Here is an 18,568-nt window from a genome sequence, read left to right as displayed (position 1 = left end):
CTACCCTTAAGCCTGAGACGCCTGGAGGGCATGGGTACAAATCTACCCAGGGACGGGTTGAGAGGACTCGATGGTGGCCTGGGGCAGGAGCACGCGGAAGGTGGCTCCCTTACCCGGAGTGGAGTCGACGGTGATGTCTCCGCCCAGCCCCAGGACGATGCCGTAGCACACGCTCAGTCCCAGGCCGGTGCCGGTGCCCAGGCGCTTGGTGGTGAAGAAGGGCTCGAAGATGCGGCCCAGGTGCTCGGGCGCGATGCCCTTGCCGTTGTCCTGGACCTCGACCGCCACCCGGCCATCCGCCTGCAGGTGGGTCGCCACGCGGAGCGAGGGCGTGGTGGGCGACTCCTTGATGGCCTGGGCCGCGTTGGCGAGCAGGCCGAAGAAGACCTGCTGCAAGCCGTTCTCGCTGGCGTAGACGGCCGGGACGTTCTGGAAGTCGCGCACCAGGTGGATGTTGGGGGCCAGCAGCGAGCGGATCTCGCTCAGGGCGTGCTCGAGCACCTCGTGAATGTTGACGCGGGTGCGAGGAGCCTCATCCAGGCGGGAAAACAGCTTGATGTTCTGGATGATGCGGCGGATGCGCTCAGCGCCCTCGTAGCTTTCTGCGCACACCTCACGCAGCTCCTGGATGTCACCGGTGCTCAGCCCCGATGCGTGGGTCTCCAGCTGGGTGCGCAGGTAACCGAGGTTGGCCAGGATGAAGCTGAGCGGGTTGTTGATCTCGTGAGCCAGGCCCGCGGAGAGTCGGCCAAGGGCTTCCAGGCGCTGAGACTGGACGAGGCGAGCGTTGGCGAGGGTGAGCTGGTGGGTGCGCTCCTCGACGGCGCGGGTGAGGTCCTCCATGTGGAGGCGGTTGGTGCGTAGCAGTTCCCACTTCTCGGTGAGGGCGAAGGCCAGCTGTCGCACTTCGATGCCGTCGAAGGGCTTGCGGAGGATGAGCAGGCGCTGGGAGAGGCCGAGCCTGAGCATCATCTCTTCCCAGGAGTAGTCAGCGTAGGCCGAGCAGATGACGACCTGGATGTCTGGATCGTCCTTCCAGATGCGGGAAGTGGTCTCGACGCCATCAATGCCTGGGGGCATGCGGATGTCGATGAAGGCCAGGGCGTAGGGCTTGCCCTGCTGACGGGCGGCTCGCGCCATCAACAGCGCCTCTTCTCCCTGGAACGCCGAGTCCACCTCGAAGTTGAGCGTCTGCTCGGGCTGCTCGGAGTGCCCGAAGAGGCTGGCCTCCATCATGTCGAGCGTCGAGTCGCGCGATCGATCCGGACAGAGGATCTTCCGGAAGTCCTGATGAATGGTCCGGTTGTCGTCGACGACGAGGATGCGGCGATTGGGGGACGGGGAAGCGGATGTGCTCACGACTTGACCTCCTCGCCTACGCCGGGTGCCTCGTGCCGCCGCAGCAAGAGCAGGTCATTGTGGTCAGGAATCGGTGACGACTTCAAAGTGAAGAAGAGGTTTTCTGCGCTCCTCCTCTTCTCCGTACGCGGGGCCTTCACTTCCGGGAAGATTACACGGCCAGTGCACCACGCGCCCGGACCCCGAGGCCGACCGCAGCGACGGCTAGCCCTCCCACGAGCCAGCCGAGCCAAGGCCGGGCCTCCTTGGGGCTTTCCCTGGGGATGGCCACCGGAAGGTGCTCGGCGAAGAGCGCGACCATGGCGTGCTCGAACTGCGGCAGGTCATGAGGCCCTCGGCTGGAGACCCAGGTGCCGTCGCGCACGACGGGAGCGTCCTCCCAGATTCCCCCTGCGTTGCGAAGGTCGTCCTGGATGCCAGGCCAGGAGGTGAGCCGCCGCCCACGCACCAGATCCGCGGAGGCGAGCAGCCACGGGCCATGGCAGATGACGGCGATGGGCCGCCCGAGTCGCTCGAAGTCCCGGACGAACTCGCGCGCCAGCTCGCTCTGCCGCAGGGAGTCCGGGTTGATGAAGCCGCCAGGGAGCAGCAACGCGTCGAAGTCGGCCGCCTTCGTCTCGTGGAGCGTGGTGTCCACGTCCACCTTCTTACCGGGCAGCAGCAGGTTCATGCCCCGGATGGCGCCCGGCCGGAGCGAGACGATGTCCACCTGGGCGCCCTCGCGCCTCAGCTTCTTCACTGGAATCGTCAGCTCCACCTGCTCGAAGCCATCCGCCGCCAGCACCGCGACCCGGAGCCCCTTCAGCTTCTTGCCCATCGCGTCTCCCATCTGTTCGCTCCGGCTTGCCGGAGCACCCCCCTGACTCTGTGTATGGAGCCGAACCCCGAGAATGGGGCAGGGGGGCTGGCAGGCGAGGGCCCGCTGCTCCCTACTGGGAGACGAGCACCAGATCGCGCGTCTGGATGAGGTCCACGTCCCCGGCGAACTGGGCGAAGGCCTCGTAGTCCTTGGGGTAGACGCGGTTGCGAGGCAGGCGCAACCCCTCGAGGAAGGTGACCACGCGGCCCTCCTGCTTCTCCGAGCGCACGAAGCGGCCGAAGCGGGTGTTCACTTTGAGTGCGGGTTGCGGGTCCTGCAGCTGCCAACCCTCCGGGAGCGTGAGCGTGGCCTGCGTGTTGCTGTTCTCGGTGTCTTCGAGGAACAGCGGCGTGTGGCGGACGCTCAGCTGCACGTAGCGCCGGCCAAGCATGGCCGGGAAGGTGACGGGGCCCAGCACCATGCGCTTGCCCTCGATTCGGGCGAAGCGCGGCACGTTGAACTCGTAGCGCAGGGTGAAGGCCGCGCCGACCTGCTCCGGGTGATCGATCTTCACGTCCGTCAACTCCGCGCCGCCGAAGTACCGCGTCACCGCGCCCTGGAGCGCCTGCCGGCGGCTCTCCGCCGAGAGGGCATCGAAGGACTCGGCGAGCGAGGCTCCCGTGAAGCCCAGGTACGTCTCCTCGCCGTGGGCCACGAGCGTCCCGTCCGGCTTCAGCTCCAACTGGAGGGACACCTGCTTGTTCGCCTTGTCGTTGAGCGGCGGCGTCTTCACCTTCACCAGGTCCCGGCCGGGTTCGGGCAGCAGGTACGCGTCGCGCTCGCCCATGGCGTTCTCCGGCAGCTCGCCGAAGGGACCGAAGCGCACCGTGGTGTCCACCCACACGGGCTCCCCGCCCGGCACCTCCACGTGCACGCACACGAAGGGGTACAGCGACTCGGAGGGGAACAGGTACGGCGCCGGATCCGTGGAGAAGGGGCGCACCACCGCCAGCCGCGCGGGGATTCCCATCGACTCCAGCGAGGCCTTGAGCAGCATCAGCCGGCTGCCCCGGTCCTGCGCCAGCGTGGAGATGGCCGACTGCGCCAGCCCCACGTCCCGGCCGGGGATGCGCTGCATGATGGCCGCGTGCAGCGCCTTCACCGCCTCCAGGCCTGTTTTGCCCTCCACCACCTTGCGCGCGAAGGCCTGCACGTCCGCGTTCCACTTCGACCTGTCGTAGAAGGCGTCCGCGTAGATGGCCGCCATGCGGTCATTGCCCGTCGAGCCCGCGCCCACCACCACGAAGGGCAGGTACTCGTTGGAGGACCAGGGAGAGTCCGGCTCGGGGATGAGCGGCGGCACCTTGCGGGCCTCGTGGGTGAAGACCTCCACGTCGCCCTTCGTCTCCGGCGGGTTGACCTTCAGGCCGTGCGCGTCCACGCGCATGCCGGTGCCCTTGGGCGCCACTACGGTGTACGTGGACCAGTTGTTGGTCATGTTGGCGATCTGGAAGAAGAAGGCGGAGGCCGCGAAGCCCGGCTGCGCGGGACCGCGCCCCGACTCGGTGAGCAGGTACTCCACCTCCACGTAGTCGCCCACGTTCACGCCCGGCAGGCTGATGTTGTCCTTGCCCTCGATGTTCTCCGGCTCCAGCACCGTGCCGTCCGCCTTGATGGTGCGCAGGGCCAGCAGCTGGGCCCCGTTGGGCAGGTTCACCTCGGCGATGTCGTCGATGCCGTTCTGCTCCAGCGCCTTCTGGATGGTGTGGATGCGGTTGACCAACGAGCCGCCCGGGAACACCTGCACCGCGGCCGCGTCCAGCACGTACGTGGCGCCAGAGATCTCCTCGCCGTGCGAGGACTCGTAGGCCGCGATGGCCGCCTTGCCGTCGATGGCCTGGTCCTGGAGGATCTCCTTGCCCGTCTTTGCTCGCACCACGGCGCGGCGCAGGGACAAGTCACTCCCCTCGATGGTGAGCGCCTTCTCGCGCAGCGCGAGCGCCTCGGCCGGAGCCCCCGCGTACTCGCGCACGTCCGCCAGCCTCTTATAGAGGTAGGCGAAGCGGGGCCACAGGGTCAGCAGCTCCTTCAACGTGGCCGCGGCATCGTCATAGCGGCGCATGGAGAGGTAGATGCTGGCCAACGAGGAGCCGATATTCACATTGCCCGGGTCCTGCTCGAGCATCTCCGCGAGGTTCTTCGCCGCCGTGGCCAGATCTCCCCGCTGGCGCGCGTGCTCGGCGACGCGGGCCTGGGCGTTGGAGCAGCCGGCGAAGTCCGCGACGAGCTGGTCCATGAGCGCCGACGCGTCCCGTTTGCGGGCCAGGCTGTAGCGCAGCGAGAGCGCGTCACACAGCTTGGGCTGGGCCTTGAGCGCCGCCGAGAGCGCCTCCTCCGCCTGGGCATCCACCTGGAGCGAGATGGCCGCGCGGGCGCGCAGCATCTGCACGGGGTAGTTCTCCGGGCCGGTGAGCTCCAGGGCCGTCTTCAGCACCTCCTGGGCGGAGGCTGGCTGGCTGTCCGCGAGCGCCAGTTCGGCGCGCAGCAGCAGCGCGGATACGTCCTTCGGGTCCTTGGCCAGGACGGCCTCCAGGTCCCGTGTGGCCCGACCGCGTGAGACCTTCGTGGGAACGGAGCGGTCCTGCGACGCCAGCTCCGCGCTCAGCATGAGCAGGGCCGGGGTGCGAGCCGTGTCTCCCAGGCTCTCCAGCAGCAGCCGGGTGCCATCCGGATCCCGCCCCACGCCGTCCCGTGCCGCCAGGTAGCTGGCCAGCAGTCCGCCCACCTCTCCCTCGAGCGCGGCCGCGAGGTCCGCCGCGGAGGGGTAGAAGCTCGAGGCCTGGACGAACGCCGGGGCCTGTCCCGCCCAGGAGGGCGCGGGCCCCGTGGCGGCGGTGTAGCGCACGTCCGAGGGACGGCCATCCGCGCGTGGCAGGGCGAAGGAGATCGTCCCCGTGGCGCTCTCCTTGGTGAGCTTCACCACGAAGCGGTGCTTGCCGGGAGCCAGCCGCACGGCGCGGCCGGAGATGGTGGACTCGGCGTGGGTGAAGGCCCGGCGCTCGAAGAGGAGCGCGCCATCCATCAGCACCTTGAAGGAGGAGGAGGCCACGGTGCGCGCCAGATACACGCCGCCCTCGGCTATCTCCGCGTCGAAGGCGAGGATGTACATGTCACTCTCGGCCGGCTCTCCCTCCAGGCGGTGCCGGCCGTCCGGGGCGTGCAGGGTGCGCGGCGTGAGCGGGCCATAGGGGCCGGTGAAGGGGCCCGCGAGCGAGCCGTCCTTCTCGGGCGGGAGGGCCTCGTCGAAGGACAGCACGTGGTGGGGCGAGAACGGGCCCACGAGCGTCGCCACGGAGGCGGCGCCCACTTCCTTCACGCGGCTTGCTGTCCCTTGCGCATCCGCTCGCACGAGGGCCACGGCCAGCTGGCTGCCGCGCAGCAACTGGGCGGCCTCACCCGCCGCGCCCGCGTCGAGCCCCTTCTGGACGCCCTTGAGGATGACCTCGTCCAGCTCGGGCGAGGTGCCCACCTGGTCGAGGATGTAGCGGGCGGCGGCCACGGCGAGCGGGTGGGTGGGGGCGCGCGCCACCAGCTCCAGGTCCGCGGTGAGGGCCCGGTCCACTGCACCGGCGCGCCGCGCGATGAGGTTCTGGCCCATCAGGGCGTACGGGTCACCCGGGTCCTTGGCAATCGCGGCATCGAAGCGGCCCCGAGCCGCCTCCGCATCTCCCTGGACCAGGTACGCGTGAAAGCCCGCGAGCGCGAGCGTGCGAGCCTCACCGCTGCCCTTCTGCGCCTGTTCGGCGGCGGACTCCAGGAGGTTGGCGGAGGCGGTGTGGCGGGACGGGCAGCCGGCAAGGCCGGCGACGAGGGCGAGCAGCGCGAGGAGGCCGCGAGAGGTGCGCATAGAGCCCGAAGGGATAATTCAATCCCAGGGGCGGGGCTACATCTGCATGCAGGGTATGTCCACCGCAGGCAGCTCTTGTTACTTCTTCTTGCCTCCCTTGGAAGGCGGCGGGGCCTTGGCTGGCGGCTTCTTCGCGGGGGGAGCAGGCTTGGCCACCGGCTTGGCGACGGGCGTGGGGCGGGGCGTCAGCTCCGCCACGGTGGACGAGGTGCCCGAGGGCGGAGCCTGCTTCACTGAGTAGCTGAGGCCCTCCACGCGGCAGGTGCCCTCGATGCAGCCGACGGCGGCGCGGGGGACTTCGCCGAACTGCTTCTGCCACTCGCGGCCGAGCACGAGCGGCTCGCCAATGACGCGCCGGTCCTTACCCGTGCCGATGAAGGTTCGCAGCATGCCCTCGGCGTCCACTTCCATCTCCAGGTGGACAGTTCCCTTGGGCGAGTCCTGCCCCAGCATGGTTCCCCGGCGCTCACCGAGCGCCCACTCCAGCCGCAGGGGAGCCCCCGAGCCTTCCTGGACGAGCGCCACGTAACGTCCCGTGGAGCCCACGAGCATGATGGCCACCTGGGGATCCGGCAGCGGCCCGTCGAGCAAGGTGCGCAGGCGCGTGTAGGGCGTGGGGGGAGGGCCATCGGCGAGCACGTCCGCCTTGAGCAGCGCGATGTCCCCCTCCATCTCCACCACGTCCGCCACGGCCCGGCCCACGTGCCGGTGACCGTCGATCTCCATGGGCGGGAACACCAGCGCCTTGCCCTCGATGTTCACGGGCCGGCCGGCGATGAGGAAGGAGAGCGGGTCCGGTCCTTCCCCGGCCTCCAGGAGCCTGCGCTCGGTGCCCTTCGCCAGTCGTCCGGGCAGGGTGCGCACCGCGTCCGCCCCGAGTTCGGAGGTGAGGGCCGCTCCGGGCATCATCGGCGCGGGCTTCTCTCCGCTGCGGTGCCACGCCACCCCCAGCACGCCCAGGGCCGCCAGTACGATCACCGTCAGCACCGCCTGGGTGACGACCCGGACCACCTGCCGCGCGCCCACCTTGATGCGCTGCACGCGCGTGAGCGGCTGCGGCGGCTGCGAGGTGAGCACCGGCGCCAGCGGCTCCAGCTCCGCCATCAGCTCGGCGACGGTGGCGTAGCGGTCCTCGGGGTCCGGCTTGAGGCAGCGCGCGACGATGTTGTCCAGCCGCTCGTCGATGCCTGGCTTGGCCTTCGAGGGTGGATCAAACGTGCCCAGCGGCACCTCGCCGGTGAGCAGCTCATAGAGGATGACGCCCAGCGAGAAGATGTCCGCGCGCTTGTCGGCGTTCTTGGCGTCCACGCGCTGCTCGGGCGCCATATAGGACAGCGTGCCCATGGAGACATGGGTGCTGGTGAGGTTGAAGCGCGAGTTGGCGTCGTCCAGGAACGAGGCCAGCCCGAAGTCCGTCACCTTGGCGAGGCCACCGGCCTGCTGATCGAAGAGGATGTTCTCCGGCTTCAAATCCCGGTGGATGACGCCGCGGTTGTGCGCGTACTCCACGCCCCGGCAGATCTCCATCATCATCCGCAGGGACTCTTTGGGCGTCAGCAGCGGCGAGCGGACCTGCTCGCGCAGCGAGGGCCCCTCGATGAACTCCATCACCAGGTAATAGGTGGAGTCCGTCTTCCCCTTGTCGACGATGGCGACGACGTTGGGGTGCGAGAGGGCCGCCAGCGCGGCGGCCTCCTTCTCGAAGCGGGCGACGAAGGCCGCGTCCTTGGCGAGCTCCGGATTGAGGAGCTTCACCGCGACGGTGCGGCCGAGGGACAACTGCACGGCCTTGTGCACCTCGCCCATGCCGCCCATGCCGACGAGATTCTCGAGGCGATAGCCGCTGATGGGGTCCGGGATGCGCGGCCTACTGATGGCGGTGGTGTCCAGGGATGACATGGTGCGGTAACGGGAGGCACAGGGTAGCAGACCTCGGGGCGAGACGAACCCCCGGGGTGAGCTTGCCCCCTCGCTTCCGTCATACCTGGAATGCGGCCAGGCGGAACGGGGCTCAGCGGGTGCCGGCCAGCGCCATCATCTCGGCCAGCTGGGTGCGCGTCTGCGAGAGGGAGGAGCGCATCTGCCGATGGCGCAGCGCGGTGCCGAGCCCGCCTGCCAGGGCCTTGAGCAGGGTGGTTTCCTCGGCCGTCCACACGCGGGGCCGGTGGCAGTCCTCGAGGGTGACAAAGCCCCACTTCTCCTTGCTCACCTGGATGGGGGCCATCAGCAACGACTGCGTCTTGGTCTCGGTGAGCAGCAGCTTCATCCGCGGGGGCGCGGCGGCCAGCACGCAGGAGACCGTCTGGCCCTGGGCCAGGGACTCGGCCCACAGCGGCGCCAGCTCGCGCAGGGAGATCTGCTTGGTGACCGCCAGGTCCGAGTGCGCCGTGGTTCCCTGGGAGCTCCACGCGTAGCGCGCGTCGGCCAGCATGCGGCCCCGGATGGGGAACGGCTGGTTCTCGAAGAGGGTCACCCGGTCCACCCCCATGGCCGTGCCCACCTGGGACAGCGCGGTGGCGACGGTGGCGGGCGTGAAGCCCGACTCCATGAGCAGCTTGGATGCTTCGGAGATCTTCGAGAACGCTTCGATCATCGTCGGCTCCGGGGAAGAGCGATTGGCGGGCTTCCACAGGAAGAAGACCTATCCTGTAATCACGGATTAAGCCTGATTTCGGTTCTCCTGTCAAATCGCGTTTTTGCTGTATTTGGGGTGGGAGCGTGTGCGCGGTGGTCGGGAGCTTTCGAGCGAGCGAGGGGGCGAGGAAGATGGGTGGGTGACACTCCTGATGCTGGCCACACGCAACCTGCTGAGGAATCGCCGGCGGACGGCCATCGCTCTGGCCGCGTTGGTGGTGGGGGTGGGGGCGATGGTTGTGCTGCGCGGGCTGGTGAACGGGCAGCAGGGGATCATCCTGGAGAACATCGTCCTGGGGCAGATGGGGGCGGTGCAGGTGCACCGGGAGGGGTACCTGGCCAACGTGCAGGGCTCGCCGCTGACGCTGGACATGGAGGATTCGGAGGCGCTGCGGCGGAGGATGGCGGCGGTGCCGGGCGTGGTGGCGGTGTCTCCGCGGCTGAGCTTTGGAGGGATGTTGTCCATGCCGGAGCCCGAGGGGGCGGTGGACAGCGAGCCTCGGACGGCGTTCCTTCAGGTGGTGGCGTTCGATCCGGCGCTGGAGCCGCGGGTGACGCCCAAGCGCATGGCGTGGCTGGGGGAGGGGGCGTTCCTCTCGAAGGTGGATGCGCCGGAGTTGATGCTCAACGCGGATCTGGCGCGCAGCCTGCGGGCGCGGGTGATGGATGCGAAGTCGCCGCCTCCGGAGGAGCAGTGGCCGGCGTTGCTCGCGGCGGACCGGGATGGGGCGCTCAATGGGGAGGGAGTGCGGCTGTCGGGCACGTTGGTGTCGGCGGCGCCGGGGGATAGGCGGGTGGGGTACGTGCCGCTCGCGACGGCTCAGCGGGTGCTGCGCATGGAGGGCCGCGTCACCGAGTACGCGGTGGCGGTGGAGCCACTGGAGAGGGCTCGGGAGGTGCGCGATGCGCTGCGGGCCTCGCTCGGGGCGGGCTACGAGGTGCACACCTGGGAGGAGGTGTTCCCGTTCATCGCGCAGATCCTTGGGCAGCAGGACTTCCTGTTCGGGATTTTGAGCACGGTGTTCCTGGCGGCGGTGCTGCTGGGCATCGTCAATGTGATGTTGATGAGCGTGCTGGAGCGGGTGCGGGAGATCGGCACCATGCTGGCGGTGGGGATGCGGCGGCGGAGCATCGTGGTGCTCTTCCTGATGGAGGGGGCGGTGTTGGGGCTGGTGGGCGGAGTGCTGGGGGCGTTGGTGGGCGGCGCGGTGACCCTGTGGCTGCACCACCGAGGCATCCTGTTGCCGGCTCCGGGGGCGAACGTGGACAGCATCATCCGGCCCTATGTGTCGTTCGGGTACCTGGGGCGCTCGGTGGTGATCGCGGTGGTGGGAGCGGGACTGGCGGCGCTGTGGCCGGCGTGGAGAGCGTCGCGGCTGAGGCCCGTGGAGGCGCTGTCCAGCACATGAGCACCTTTCTCCGGCTGGCGGTGAGGAACGTGGCGCGCAACCGGCGGCGCAGCCTCATCACGCTCACGGCGGTGTTGCTGGGCGTCACGTCGGTGTTGGTGACGCGTGGAATCACGGATGGATTCCTGCGGCTGATGGTGGATGACATGGTGCAGGGGCGCACGGGGGCGCTGCAGATCCATCCGGCGGGGTACGTCGCGAGCGTGGAGGCACTGCCTCTCGAGCCCAGCCTGCCGTACGACGCGGCGTTGCTGGCGCGCATCCAGGCGGTGCCGGGAGTCACGGGAGTGGCGGGACGGCTGACCTTCGCGGGGATGGTGAGCAACGGCGTGTCGCAGACGACGTTCGTGGGGCGGGCGGTGGATCCGGAGCGAGAGAAGCAGGCCGTGCCTCGCTTTGGCTTCGATGTGCGGGCTGGGGGACGGGTGCTGGCGCCGGGAGACCATGCCCAGGCGCTGGTGGGCAGCGAGCTGGCGCATTCCTTTCGAGCGGTGCCTACGAGCCAGAAGACAGAGGGGATGGTGGACCGCATCACGCTGGCGGCTTCGAGCCCGAAGGGGCGTGCGAACTCGCTGGACGTGGCCGTGGAGGGGCTGACCGAGTCGACATTGCCCTACGAGAACAAGCGGGTGGTGACGGTGCCGCTGAAGCTCGCGCAGGAGTTGCTGGGGATGGAGGGGCGGGTGACGGAGCTGGCGGTCGCGGTGGCGGACCTGGGCGAGGTGGAGCGGGTCGCGGAGCGGCTGCGAGCGGCGTTGGGGCCGGAGTACGAGGTTCACACCTGGCAGGAACTGCAGCCGTTCGTGAGGGATGTCATCCGGCGGCAGGAGTTCGTGCTGGCGATCATCTCCATCATCCTGTTCGTCATCATCCTCACGGGCATCATCAACACGATGCTGATGAGCGTGTTCGAGCGGGTGCGGGAGATCGGCACCATGCTGGCGGTGGGAGTGCGGCGGCGGCAGGTGCTGGGAATGTTCCTGCTGGAGGCCGCGGTGCTGGGCGTGGTGGGCGGAGCGGGAGGCGTGGGGCTCGGCGCGGCGATTGTCGGCGTGCTGGGGGCGAAGGGGATTGCGATGGAGAACCTGGGCACGGGGGGGCCGGTGCTGCTGCGGCCGGAGCTGGATCCGCCTTTCGTGGGGATGAGCTTCGCTGTGGCGGTGCTGGGGGCGGTGTTGGCGGCGGCCTGGCCGGCGTGGAAGGCGAGTCGACTGAACCCGGTGGACGCGCTGCGTTCGAGCTGACGAACGTCTCTTGTGAAAGGAGTCCTGGATGAGAGCCTTCTGGATTGCCGCAGTGGCGCTGCTGGTGGCGGAGGCTGCGTGGGCGAAGGACCCCACGGCTGAGGAGTTGCTCCAGCGCTACGACGAGGTGATGGGGCCTCGCACCTTCGAGGCCGAGTCCCAGATGACGGCCTGGCGGGAGGATGGGAGCAGCCGCTCATATGAGATGCGGATGCTGAAGGCGGAGGACGACAAGTCGCGGATCTGGTTCAAGGCTCCAGCGAGCGTGAAGGGGCAGGAGATCCTCCGGGTGGGGGACAACCTGTGGGTGTACCTGCCCAACCTGAAGCGGGCCACGCGGATGGCGAACCGCGACAGCTTCCAGGGAGGGGACTTCAACAACGCGGACATCCTGCGGGTGAACTACTCGAAGGACTACGCGGGGAAGCTGGTGCCCTCGGACAGCGCGGAGACGTGGGCGCTGGAGCTGAAGGCGAAGTCGCAGGAGACGGCGTACGACGCCATCAAGCTGTGGCTGCGCAAGTCGGACGGGTTGCCGGTGAAGGCGCAGTACTTCGGCACGAGCGGGCAGATGCTGCGCAGCGCCGAGTTCAGCGACTACACGGAGCTCGAGAAGGGCTACACGCGTCCGGCGAAGGTGGTGATGCGCAACGAACTGGTGAAGAGCCGTCGTTCGGAGCTGGTGGTGAAGTCCCTGAAGCGCGGGGTGGAGGCGCCCGCGCAGCGCTTCACCCAGGCGGACCTGGGACGTTGACGAATCCATGCGCCTCCTGAGCTCCATTGTCGTACTGCTCGCCGCCGCGCCCGCCCTGGCCGCGGAGGTGACCGGCTACGTCGAGAGCCGTACGCAATACCAGCGCTCGCGGGTGCATGGTCTCCTGCCCACCAACGATCAGCCGGAGATACAGCAACTCCTGGAGCTCAACACCCAGCCGCGCCACGAGTACCGCCCCGGCGGCTTCGTGGCCGCGGACCTGTCCTTCTTCCTCCAGGGCGCGTGGCGTTACCGGGGCCTCGATGCCGACGGGCGCGAAGTGGGCGTCCCCGTTCGTGAGGCCTCCGCGGCTCGCCCCTTCGTCTCTCTCAGCGAGCTGTACCTCAGTCACGAAGTGGTGCCCGCGCTCCATCTGCTCGCGGGCAAGAAGCGGATCCTCTGGGGCTCGGGCTGGGCCTACAACCCCACGGACCTCCTCAACCCTCCCAAGGACCCCACCGACCCCAGCTCCCAGCGCGTGGGCGCGTACATGGTCCGTGTCGAAGTGCCGCTCGAAAAGTACACCTTCACCTTCGTCGCCAGCCCCGCCGTCCTCGAGCAGGAGAGTGGACTGCCTCGCTCCCTCCTCGTCTATCCCGACTGGGATCGGCGCGACAGGGAGGCGCACTACCTGCTCGCCGCTCGCGCCTACGCCCTCGTGGCCAACGCGGACCTCAACCTCATGCTCTTCCAGTCCAACCTCTATGGCGATGCCTTCGAGGACAAGACCCGGCTGGGGTTCTCCTTCTCCCGCTACTTCTTCGACGATTACGAACTCCACCTGGAGGCCCTCGTCGGCCGAGGCTCAGCGCGCAGCTACCCCACTCCCGGCTGTCTCGATGATGCCCCGGCCGCCGCAGCCTGCTTCCTCGAAGGCAAACCGCTGATCTCCACACGGCGCCTGGATGAAAAGCGGCTCCGTCCGCACATCCTCGTCGGCACGCGCTACCAGTTCACCGACGAATCACTGCTGTCCGTGGAGTACCTCTACCAGGCCGACGGCCTGAAGCGCTCCGAGTTCCAGTCCGTCGTCAACGGACTGTCTCTGCTGTCCACGGCGAGCGAACTCGGGTTCGACACATCCCAGGTGCTGGGCCAACTCCTGGGCGGCACGGAAGCGGGCCTCCCTCTGCGCTTCCGTTTCGTCCCGATCTCCCGCCATTACGCCTTCGTCACCTTCCAGAAGCCGAAGATCCGCGATGACTTCACCGTGTCCGCCTCGCTGATCGCCAACCTGGGAGACCTCTCTGGAATGCTGGCCCCGAGCGTCGCCTGGTCCACCACCGAGTGGCTGACGCTCACCCTGTCCGGCTTCGTGCCCTTCTCCGGGCCCTCCTCGCTCGCCGCCACCGTGCCCTCCACGGGCGAACACATCAGCGAGTTCGAGCTGCCCCCTTCCTCCTACCGCGTGCTGCTCCAGGCGCGCCTCTTCTATTGAGAACGCCGCATGTCGCCTCGGAACCTCATCGAGCTCGCGGGCATCACCAAGGACTACCTCCTGGGAAAAACGAAGGTCAGCGCCCTGCGCGGCGTGGACCTCACCGTGAGCTCCGGCGAGTTCACCGTCGTGACGGGACCCTCGGGCAGCGGCAAGACGACGCTGCTCAACATCATCGGCTGCCTCGACCGCGCCACCAGCGGCTCCTACCGCCTCGATGGCGAAGAGGTAGGAGACCGCGACTTCGACGCGCTCGCGGAGGTGCGCAACAGGAAGATCGGCTTCATCTTCCAGAGCTTCAACCTCATCCCCGTGCTCGACGTGGCCGAGAACATCGAGTTCCCTTGTCTGGTGCGCAAGGACGGCGAGAGCCGCTCCGAGCTGCGCCAGCGCGTCGAGTCACTCGCCGACGCCGTGGGCCTGCTGCCCTACGTGCGCCACCGGCCCGATGAACTCTCCGGCGGCCAGCGCCAGCGCGTCGCCATCGCCCGGGCCCTCATCACCCAGCCCCGGCTCGTGCTCGCCGACGAGCCCACCGCCAACCTCGACTCGGCCACCAGCGATCAGATCATCGACCTGATGCTCGCGCTCAACCGGGACAAGGGCGTCACCTTCCTCTTCTCCACGCATGATCCGCGGGTGGTCTCCCACGCGCGGCGGGCCCTGCACATCCACGACGGAACGATGCTGCCAGCCGAGCCCTCACCCGCCCACACCGCGCCGGGGTCCTAGCTGGGTACCCCCTGAAACGACAACGGGGACGCCCTCCATATAAGGAGAGCGCCCCCATGCGACTCCCGAGTGGGAGCTCGAAACTACTTGGTCTCGGCCGCGGTCTTCGGGGCCTCGGCCTTCTTGCCGTCCTTGTGCTCGGGCTTCGCCTCAGCCTTGGCGCCCTCGGCCGGCTTGGTCTCGGTGGTCGGAGCCGGCTTCGCCTCGGCCTTGGTGTCCTCACCAGCGAAGGCGGCGGTGGCGGCAACGAGGGCGAGGGCGGCGACGAAGTTCTTCATGGTGGGTCTCTCCAGGTTGGGGGGTGGCACAGCGCTTCATGCGCTGCATCCGTTTGCAGGCAAAGCATCTCCCGTGCCGACTCAGAACCCCGCGATTTCACGTCTTCTCCCACCCCCGGGTGTGGAGCCTCTCCCCAGGCGAGGCCTTGGCATGATGAAACGCTCCTCACGGAGCCCTTCTGCGACCTGGGACGACACATGTACCGGTGTAGGTAGAGGCATGACTGAGCCCACCCTGGCCCCAAAAGCAACGAGGGCGCCCCCTCGAAAGGAGACGCCCTCGCGCGGCTTCGCCAGGTGGCGAAGGAGGAACTACTTGGTCTCGGCCGGCTTGGTCTCGGCCTTCTTGGGGGCCTTCTTGGTGGAGGTCTTCTTCTCGGACTTGGTCTCGGTCTTCGTCTCACCTGCCGGGGCGGCCTCGGTGGTCTTCGCCTCGGTCTTGGTCTCGGTCTTCGTCTCCGTGGCGGCCGGAGCAGCGGCCTCGGCCGGCTTGGTCTCGGCGGCGGCGGCCGGCTTGGTGTCGGCGGCGAAGGCGGTGGTGGCGGCGAGCACGGCGGCGACGATGATGTTCTTCATGGCGGGAAATCTCCGGTATCTGGCAGGGACGGCGCGAGGTGCGGCCGTGTGCACTCCCTCGCTAGAGCACCCTGCGTGCCACGGAGGCTCGCTCGGAGCGGCTTGCCGCCGCGCCCTCTTTCGGGGAGAAGATCCACATTTGGAACACCAATGATGAGGATGTTCTCCCCAAGGCTACCCGGCCGGTCTTTGACGGCACCTCCCCGCTCCTGCAATGTGCGGGGCATGCGGTACCTCTTGATCTCCGCGGTGGTCGCGTGGTGGGGGCTGGGGTGCGCGACGGCACCCGTGGTCGCGCCCCTGCCGATTCAGCCTCAAGTACAGGAAGCGGAAGTGTGGCAGCGCCGGTATGAGGAAGAGCGCGCCCGCTCGGACGAGCTGGGCTGTCGTCTCGCGGCGGCGGAGGCGGCGCTGGAGCTGCATCAGCTGGAGCGTGCTGAGGCCGAGCAGGCCGAGCAGGCGTTGAGCGAGGAGCTGGCGCGCGCGGAGTCCGAGCGCCGAGCGCTGGAGGAGCTCAACCAGCAGCTCCACGTCCAGCAGCGCGAGCTGGCCGAGATGCACGAACAGATGTCGGATGTGTGGTTCGAGTCGGCGCTCTCCCGAGCTCGTCGGCACAGCCCACCGCCCGAGCCTCCGGCACCCAGCTCGGGGAGCGGGCAGGGGGCCTCGCCCTGAGCGCCCCGTGAACGCACGCGCGCCCATTCGGGGCTACAGGGCCGGGTTCCTCTTCGCAGTCGCGCTCCTGTCCGCCGTGGCGGGCTTCACCCTGTGGACGGAGGTTCGCAGCGGCCAGCAGGTGGACGCGCTGGTGCGGCAGGCCCTGGAGCGTGCGGGGCTGATCGGCCGCATTCGCGTGGATGCGCTCTCCATGGAGAGCGCCATCGAGGCGCATATCCGCGCCAAGGATGATGACGACCGCAAGGCCGCCAACGCGGTGATGGAGGACATCCTCGAGAGCATCCGCCGCTCCACCGAGGCGTACACGCGCAACCTGCCCCCGGGGAGCAAGGTGGTGGCCTGGCAGCGCTTCAACGGAGCGTGCCAGACGCTGGCCAACGAGGTGCGCGGGGCCGCGGTGCTCTCGCACTTGCGCGATGCGGAGAAGGCGCGGCACCACCTGACGGAGCGCGTCAGGCCGCTCGTGACGGAGGTGGATGCGCTGGCCACGCAGTTGGCCAAGGAGAACGCGGACGAGGCGCAGGAGCTCATCGGGCACCTGGCCTACATGCGGGTGCGCAACACCGCGGTGGGCGCGGCGGTGACGCTGGTGGCGATGCTCATCTCGTTGCTGGTGGGCTGGTCCATCACCGCGGTGCTGCGGCGGCAGGAGAACACCATCCAGCGGCAGATCGAGGAGCTCGGGCGGGTGAACCAGGAGTTGGACTCGTTCACCCGGCGGGTGGCGCATGACTTGATGGGGCCGCTGGCGCCGCTGAAGGGCTACCTGACGCTGATCCGGAGAACGGGGGCGGTGCAGGACGCGGGAGCGCTGGAGATGCTGTCCCAGTGCGAGTCGAGCGCGGTGCGGATGGGCGAGCTTATCGAGGCGCTGCTGCGCTTCTGCCGGGCGGGCACGCGGGGCGAGCGCACCTCAGCGGAGCTGGACACGGCGGTGACGACGGTGCTGCTGGAGCTGGCGCAGACGGCGGCGGCGCAGGGCGTGACGCTGGAGCGCGAGCTGGAGCCCGGTGTGCGGGTGGACTGCCCCAACCAGTTGCTGCAGGTGATCGCGCGCAACCTGGTGTCCAACGCGGTGAAGTACACGGCGGGGCGGCCCTCGCCGAGCGTCTCGGTGCGGGTGGCGGTGCAGGGAAGCGAGGCGGTGCTGCAGGTGAAGGACAACGGTATTGGAATGAGCGCGGCGACGCGGGGTTCGCTCTTCCAGCCGTTCTTCCGCGCGCCCGAGGCTCGGGGGCTGCCGGGCCATGGGCTGGGGTTGGCCACGGCGAAGCGGCTGGTGGAGGCGCATGGGGCCACGCTGAGCGTGGACTCCCAGGAGGGAGTGGGTACGACGATGACGGTTCGCTTTCCCCGGGTGGCCGCGCTGGCGGCCGGGGCTCCCGAGACCGCTGGGGCGGCTCGCCAGGTGGCGCCATGACGACCACCCGCATCCTCGCGGTGGACGATGACCCTCATGCGAGGGATCTGCTGAAGCGGTTGCTGGGCACGCTGGGTGAGGTGCTGGCGGCCTCGGATCCGAAGGGCGCCTCCGAGCGGCTGGCCGAGGATGGGCCGTTCGACCTGGTGCTTACGGACATGGCGATGCCCAACCCGGGCGATGGGCTCCAGGTGCTGCAGGAGGTGAAGGCGAAGCTGCCGGACACGCCGGTCATCGTGGTGACGGCGTTCGGGAACATCGAGGGCGCGCTGGACAGCATCCAGCAGGGCGCCTTCGACTACCTGGCGAAGCCCTTCGACGTGGACGCCATCTTGCGGGTGGCGAAGCGGGCGCTGGAGCAGAAGCGGTTGGTGGAGGAGAACCGTTCGCTGCGCAAGCAGGTGGAGCGCAGCACCCTGGTGGGCCGTAGCCCGGCGCTGCTCGAGGTGTACAAGCAGGTGGCGCGGGCGGCGACCACGCAGGTGCCGGTGTTGATTACGGGCGAGACGGGGACGGGCAAGGAGATGGTGGCGCGCTCGCTGCACAAGCGTTCGTCGCGGGCCAGCGGGCCGTTCATCCCGGTGGACTGCGGCGCGATCGCCGAGACGCTGATGGAGAGCGAGCTGTTCGGGCACGCGCGCGGGTCCTTCACCGGAGCGGCGGGGGCGCGGCGCGGCCTGTTCGAGGAGGCCCACGGTGGCACGCTCTTCCTGGACGAGATTGGAGACGTGGGGCCCAAGGTGCAGTCGCAGTTGCTGCGCGTGCTGCAGGAGGGAGAGATCCGCCGGGTCGGAGAGAGCGCGCCGGTGAAGGTGGACGTGCGGGTGGTGGCGGCGACGAACAAGGACTTGAAGGATCGGGTGGCGGAGGGGCTGTTCCGCGAGGATTTGATGTACCGGCTGGACGTGGTGCACCTGCGCCTGCCGCCGCTGCGCGAGCGCCGGGAGGACATTCCGGCGTTGGTGGATCACTTCGCGGCGCTGCACGCGCGGGGTGGGGTGCGGCCGGTGGTGACTCCGGAGGGGATGTCGCGGCTGACGGCATACGACTGGCCGGGCAACGTGCGGCAGTTGGAGAACGTGGTGGCGCGGGCGCTGGCGCTCAACGTGACGGGAGTGCTGGGGCCGCAGGACTTCCCGGCGCCCATCGGGGACGACGCCTCGAAGAAGGCCACGGGGCTGGCGGAGGACATGCCGAGCCTGGCGGAGCTGTCCCGGCGGTACGCCGCGCACGTGCTGCAACACGTGGGCGGCAACAAGAGCGAGGCGGCGCGGCTCCTGGCCGTGGACCGCAAGACGCTCTACAAGCTGCTGGAGGCTCCCGAGCCCGAGGAGCCGTGA

Annotated in this window: 15 protein-coding genes; 8 read left to right on the top strand and 7 right to left on the bottom strand. The window is 68.9% G+C overall.

All coding sequences use genetic code 11. From position 1 onward, the window contains the following. Nucleotides 1–42: 42 nt before the first annotated feature. From KY501_RS03960 to KY501_RS03940, 5 genes are all read right to left on the bottom strand, one after another. Nucleotides 43–1,359: a hybrid sensor histidine kinase/response regulator gene (locus tag KY501_RS03960; protein ID WP_224361162.1), complete on the bottom strand. Its 1,317-nt coding sequence runs from the start codon at nucleotides 1,357–1,359 to the stop codon at nucleotides 43–45. Between the two features lie 151 nt (nucleotides 1,360–1,510). Then, nucleotides 1,511–2,188: a type 1 glutamine amidotransferase domain-containing protein gene (locus KY501_RS03955; protein ID WP_373691548.1), complete on the bottom strand. Its 678-nt coding sequence runs from the start codon at nucleotides 2,186–2,188 to the stop codon at nucleotides 1,511–1,513. Between the two features lie 100 nt (nucleotides 2,189–2,288). Then, nucleotides 2,289–6,065, bottom strand: coding sequence for a tetratricopeptide repeat protein (locus tag KY501_RS03950; protein WP_224361161.1), 3,777 nt, complete (start codon nucleotides 6,063–6,065; stop codon nucleotides 2,289–2,291). Nucleotides 6,066–6,143: 78 nt separating this feature from the next. Next, entirely contained in the window at nucleotides 6,144–7,964 is a 1,821-nt protein-coding gene (locus tag KY501_RS03945; RefSeq protein WP_224361160.1) for a serine/threonine protein kinase, read from the bottom strand. A gap of 112 nt (nucleotides 7,965–8,076) precedes the next feature. Beyond that, nucleotides 8,077–8,658 (bottom strand): GAF domain-containing protein, encoded by a 582-nt coding sequence (locus KY501_RS03940; protein WP_224361159.1) that lies wholly within the window; start codon nucleotides 8,656–8,658, stop codon nucleotides 8,077–8,079. A 181-nt stretch (nucleotides 8,659–8,839) separates the two neighbouring features. Between KY501_RS03940 and KY501_RS03935 the strand changes: the two genes are divergently transcribed. From KY501_RS03935 to KY501_RS03915, 5 genes are read left to right on the top strand one after another with little or no spacing between them, the layout of a single operon-like run. Next, a complete protein-coding gene (locus KY501_RS03935; RefSeq protein ID WP_224361158.1) occupies nucleotides 8,840–10,108 on the top strand; it encodes an ABC transporter permease in 1,269 nt (422 codons plus the stop codon). Beyond that, on the top strand, nucleotides 10,105–11,352 hold the full coding sequence (locus tag KY501_RS03930) for an ABC transporter permease (RefSeq protein ID WP_224361157.1): 1,248 nt from the start codon (nucleotides 10,105–10,107) through the stop codon (nucleotides 11,350–11,352). The genes KY501_RS03935 and KY501_RS03930 overlap by 4 nt, the downstream gene beginning before the upstream one ends. 28 nt (nucleotides 11,353–11,380) lie before the next feature. After that, nucleotides 11,381–12,106 carry an outer membrane lipoprotein-sorting protein gene (locus KY501_RS03925; RefSeq protein WP_224361156.1) on the top strand — a complete coding sequence of 242 codons (726 nt, stop codon included), beginning with the start codon at nucleotides 11,381–11,383 and terminating at the stop codon, nucleotides 12,104–12,106. 7 nt (nucleotides 12,107–12,113) lie between these two features. Further along, nucleotides 12,114–13,544, top strand: a complete 1,431-nt coding sequence (locus KY501_RS03920) for a hypothetical protein (protein WP_224361155.1) — start codon at nucleotides 12,114–12,116, stop codon at nucleotides 13,542–13,544. A gap of 9 nt (nucleotides 13,545–13,553) precedes the next feature. After that, on the top strand, nucleotides 13,554–14,276 hold the full coding sequence (locus tag KY501_RS03915) for an ABC transporter ATP-binding protein (protein WP_224361154.1): 723 nt from the start codon (nucleotides 13,554–13,556) through the stop codon (nucleotides 14,274–14,276). Between the two features lie 83 nt (nucleotides 14,277–14,359). On the opposite strand, the gene KY501_RS03910 is transcribed toward KY501_RS03915, so the two are convergent. Next, nucleotides 14,360–14,554 carry a hypothetical protein gene (locus KY501_RS03910; RefSeq protein ID WP_224361153.1) on the bottom strand — a complete coding sequence of 65 codons (195 nt, stop codon included), beginning with the start codon at nucleotides 14,552–14,554 and terminating at the stop codon, nucleotides 14,360–14,362. 312 nt (nucleotides 14,555–14,866) lie between these two features. Next, complete coding sequence (locus KY501_RS03905) at nucleotides 14,867–15,130, bottom strand: hypothetical protein (RefSeq protein WP_224361152.1); 264 nt, start codon at nucleotides 15,128–15,130, stop codon at nucleotides 14,867–14,869. 225 nt (nucleotides 15,131–15,355) lie between these two features. Between KY501_RS03905 and KY501_RS03900 the strand changes: the two genes are divergently transcribed. Genes KY501_RS03900 through KY501_RS03890 form a run of 3 tightly spaced genes read left to right on the top strand, consistent with a single transcriptional unit; the run spans nucleotide 15,356 to nucleotide 18,568 of the window. Next, the gene (locus KY501_RS03900) at nucleotides 15,356–15,805 is read left to right on the top strand and encodes a hypothetical protein (protein WP_224361151.1); all 450 of its coding nucleotides are present in this window, start codon (nucleotides 15,356–15,358) and stop codon (nucleotides 15,803–15,805) included. A gap of 7 nt (nucleotides 15,806–15,812) precedes the next feature. After that, the gene (locus KY501_RS03895) at nucleotides 15,813–17,228 is read left to right on the top strand and encodes a sensor histidine kinase (RefSeq protein ID WP_224361150.1); all 1,416 of its coding nucleotides are present in this window, start codon (nucleotides 15,813–15,815) and stop codon (nucleotides 17,226–17,228) included. Continuing rightward, on the top strand, nucleotides 17,225–18,568 hold the full coding sequence (locus tag KY501_RS03890; RefSeq protein WP_224361149.1) for a sigma-54-dependent transcriptional regulator: 1,344 nt from the start codon (nucleotides 17,225–17,227) through the stop codon (nucleotides 18,566–18,568). The genes KY501_RS03895 and KY501_RS03890 overlap by 4 nt, the downstream gene beginning before the upstream one ends.

The organism is Hyalangium versicolor, from assembly GCF_020103695.1.
Lineage (GTDB): Bacteria > Myxococcota > Myxococcia > Myxococcales > Myxococcaceae > Hyalangium > Hyalangium versicolor.
This window is presented reverse-complemented; position numbering and strand designations above follow the sequence as displayed.

Excerpts from the sequence above, each read along its gene's own strand:
- KY501_RS03915 (WP_224361154.1), top strand. The coding sequence starts at position 13,554 with ATGTCGCCTCGGAACCTCATCGAGCTCGCGGGCATCACCAAGGACTAC.
- KY501_RS03910 (WP_224361153.1), bottom strand. The coding sequence starts at position 14,554 with ATGAAGAACTTCGTCGCCGCCCTCGCCCTCGTTGCCGCCACCGCCGCC.
- KY501_RS03945 (WP_224361160.1), bottom strand. The coding sequence starts at position 7,964 with ATGTCATCCCTGGACACCACCGCCATCAGTAGGCCGCGCATCCCGGAC.
- KY501_RS03940 (WP_224361159.1), bottom strand. The coding sequence starts at position 8,658 with ATGATCGAAGCGTTCTCGAAGATCTCCGAAGCATCCAAGCTGCTCATG.
- KY501_RS03950 (WP_224361161.1), bottom strand. The coding sequence starts at position 6,065 with ATGCGCACCTCTCGCGGCCTCCTCGCGCTGCTCGCCCTCGTCGCCGGC.
- KY501_RS03955 (WP_373691548.1), bottom strand. The coding sequence starts at position 2,188 with ATGGGAGACGCGATGGGCAAGAAGCTGAAGGGGCTCCGGGTCGCGGTG.
- KY501_RS03925 (WP_224361156.1), top strand. The coding sequence starts at position 11,381 with ATGAGAGCCTTCTGGATTGCCGCAGTGGCGCTGCTGGTGGCGGAGGCT.
- KY501_RS03905 (WP_224361152.1), bottom strand. The coding sequence starts at position 15,130 with ATGAAGAACATCATCGTCGCCGCCGTGCTCGCCGCCACCACCGCCTTC.
- KY501_RS03900 (WP_224361151.1), top strand. The coding sequence starts at position 15,356 with ATGCGGTACCTCTTGATCTCCGCGGTGGTCGCGTGGTGGGGGCTGGGG.
- KY501_RS03920 (WP_224361155.1), top strand. The coding sequence starts at position 12,114 with ATGCGCCTCCTGAGCTCCATTGTCGTACTGCTCGCCGCCGCGCCCGCC.
- KY501_RS03890 (WP_224361149.1), top strand. The coding sequence starts at position 17,225 with ATGACGACCACCCGCATCCTCGCGGTGGACGATGACCCTCATGCGAGG.
- KY501_RS03930 (WP_224361157.1), top strand. The coding sequence starts at position 10,105 with ATGAGCACCTTTCTCCGGCTGGCGGTGAGGAACGTGGCGCGCAACCGG.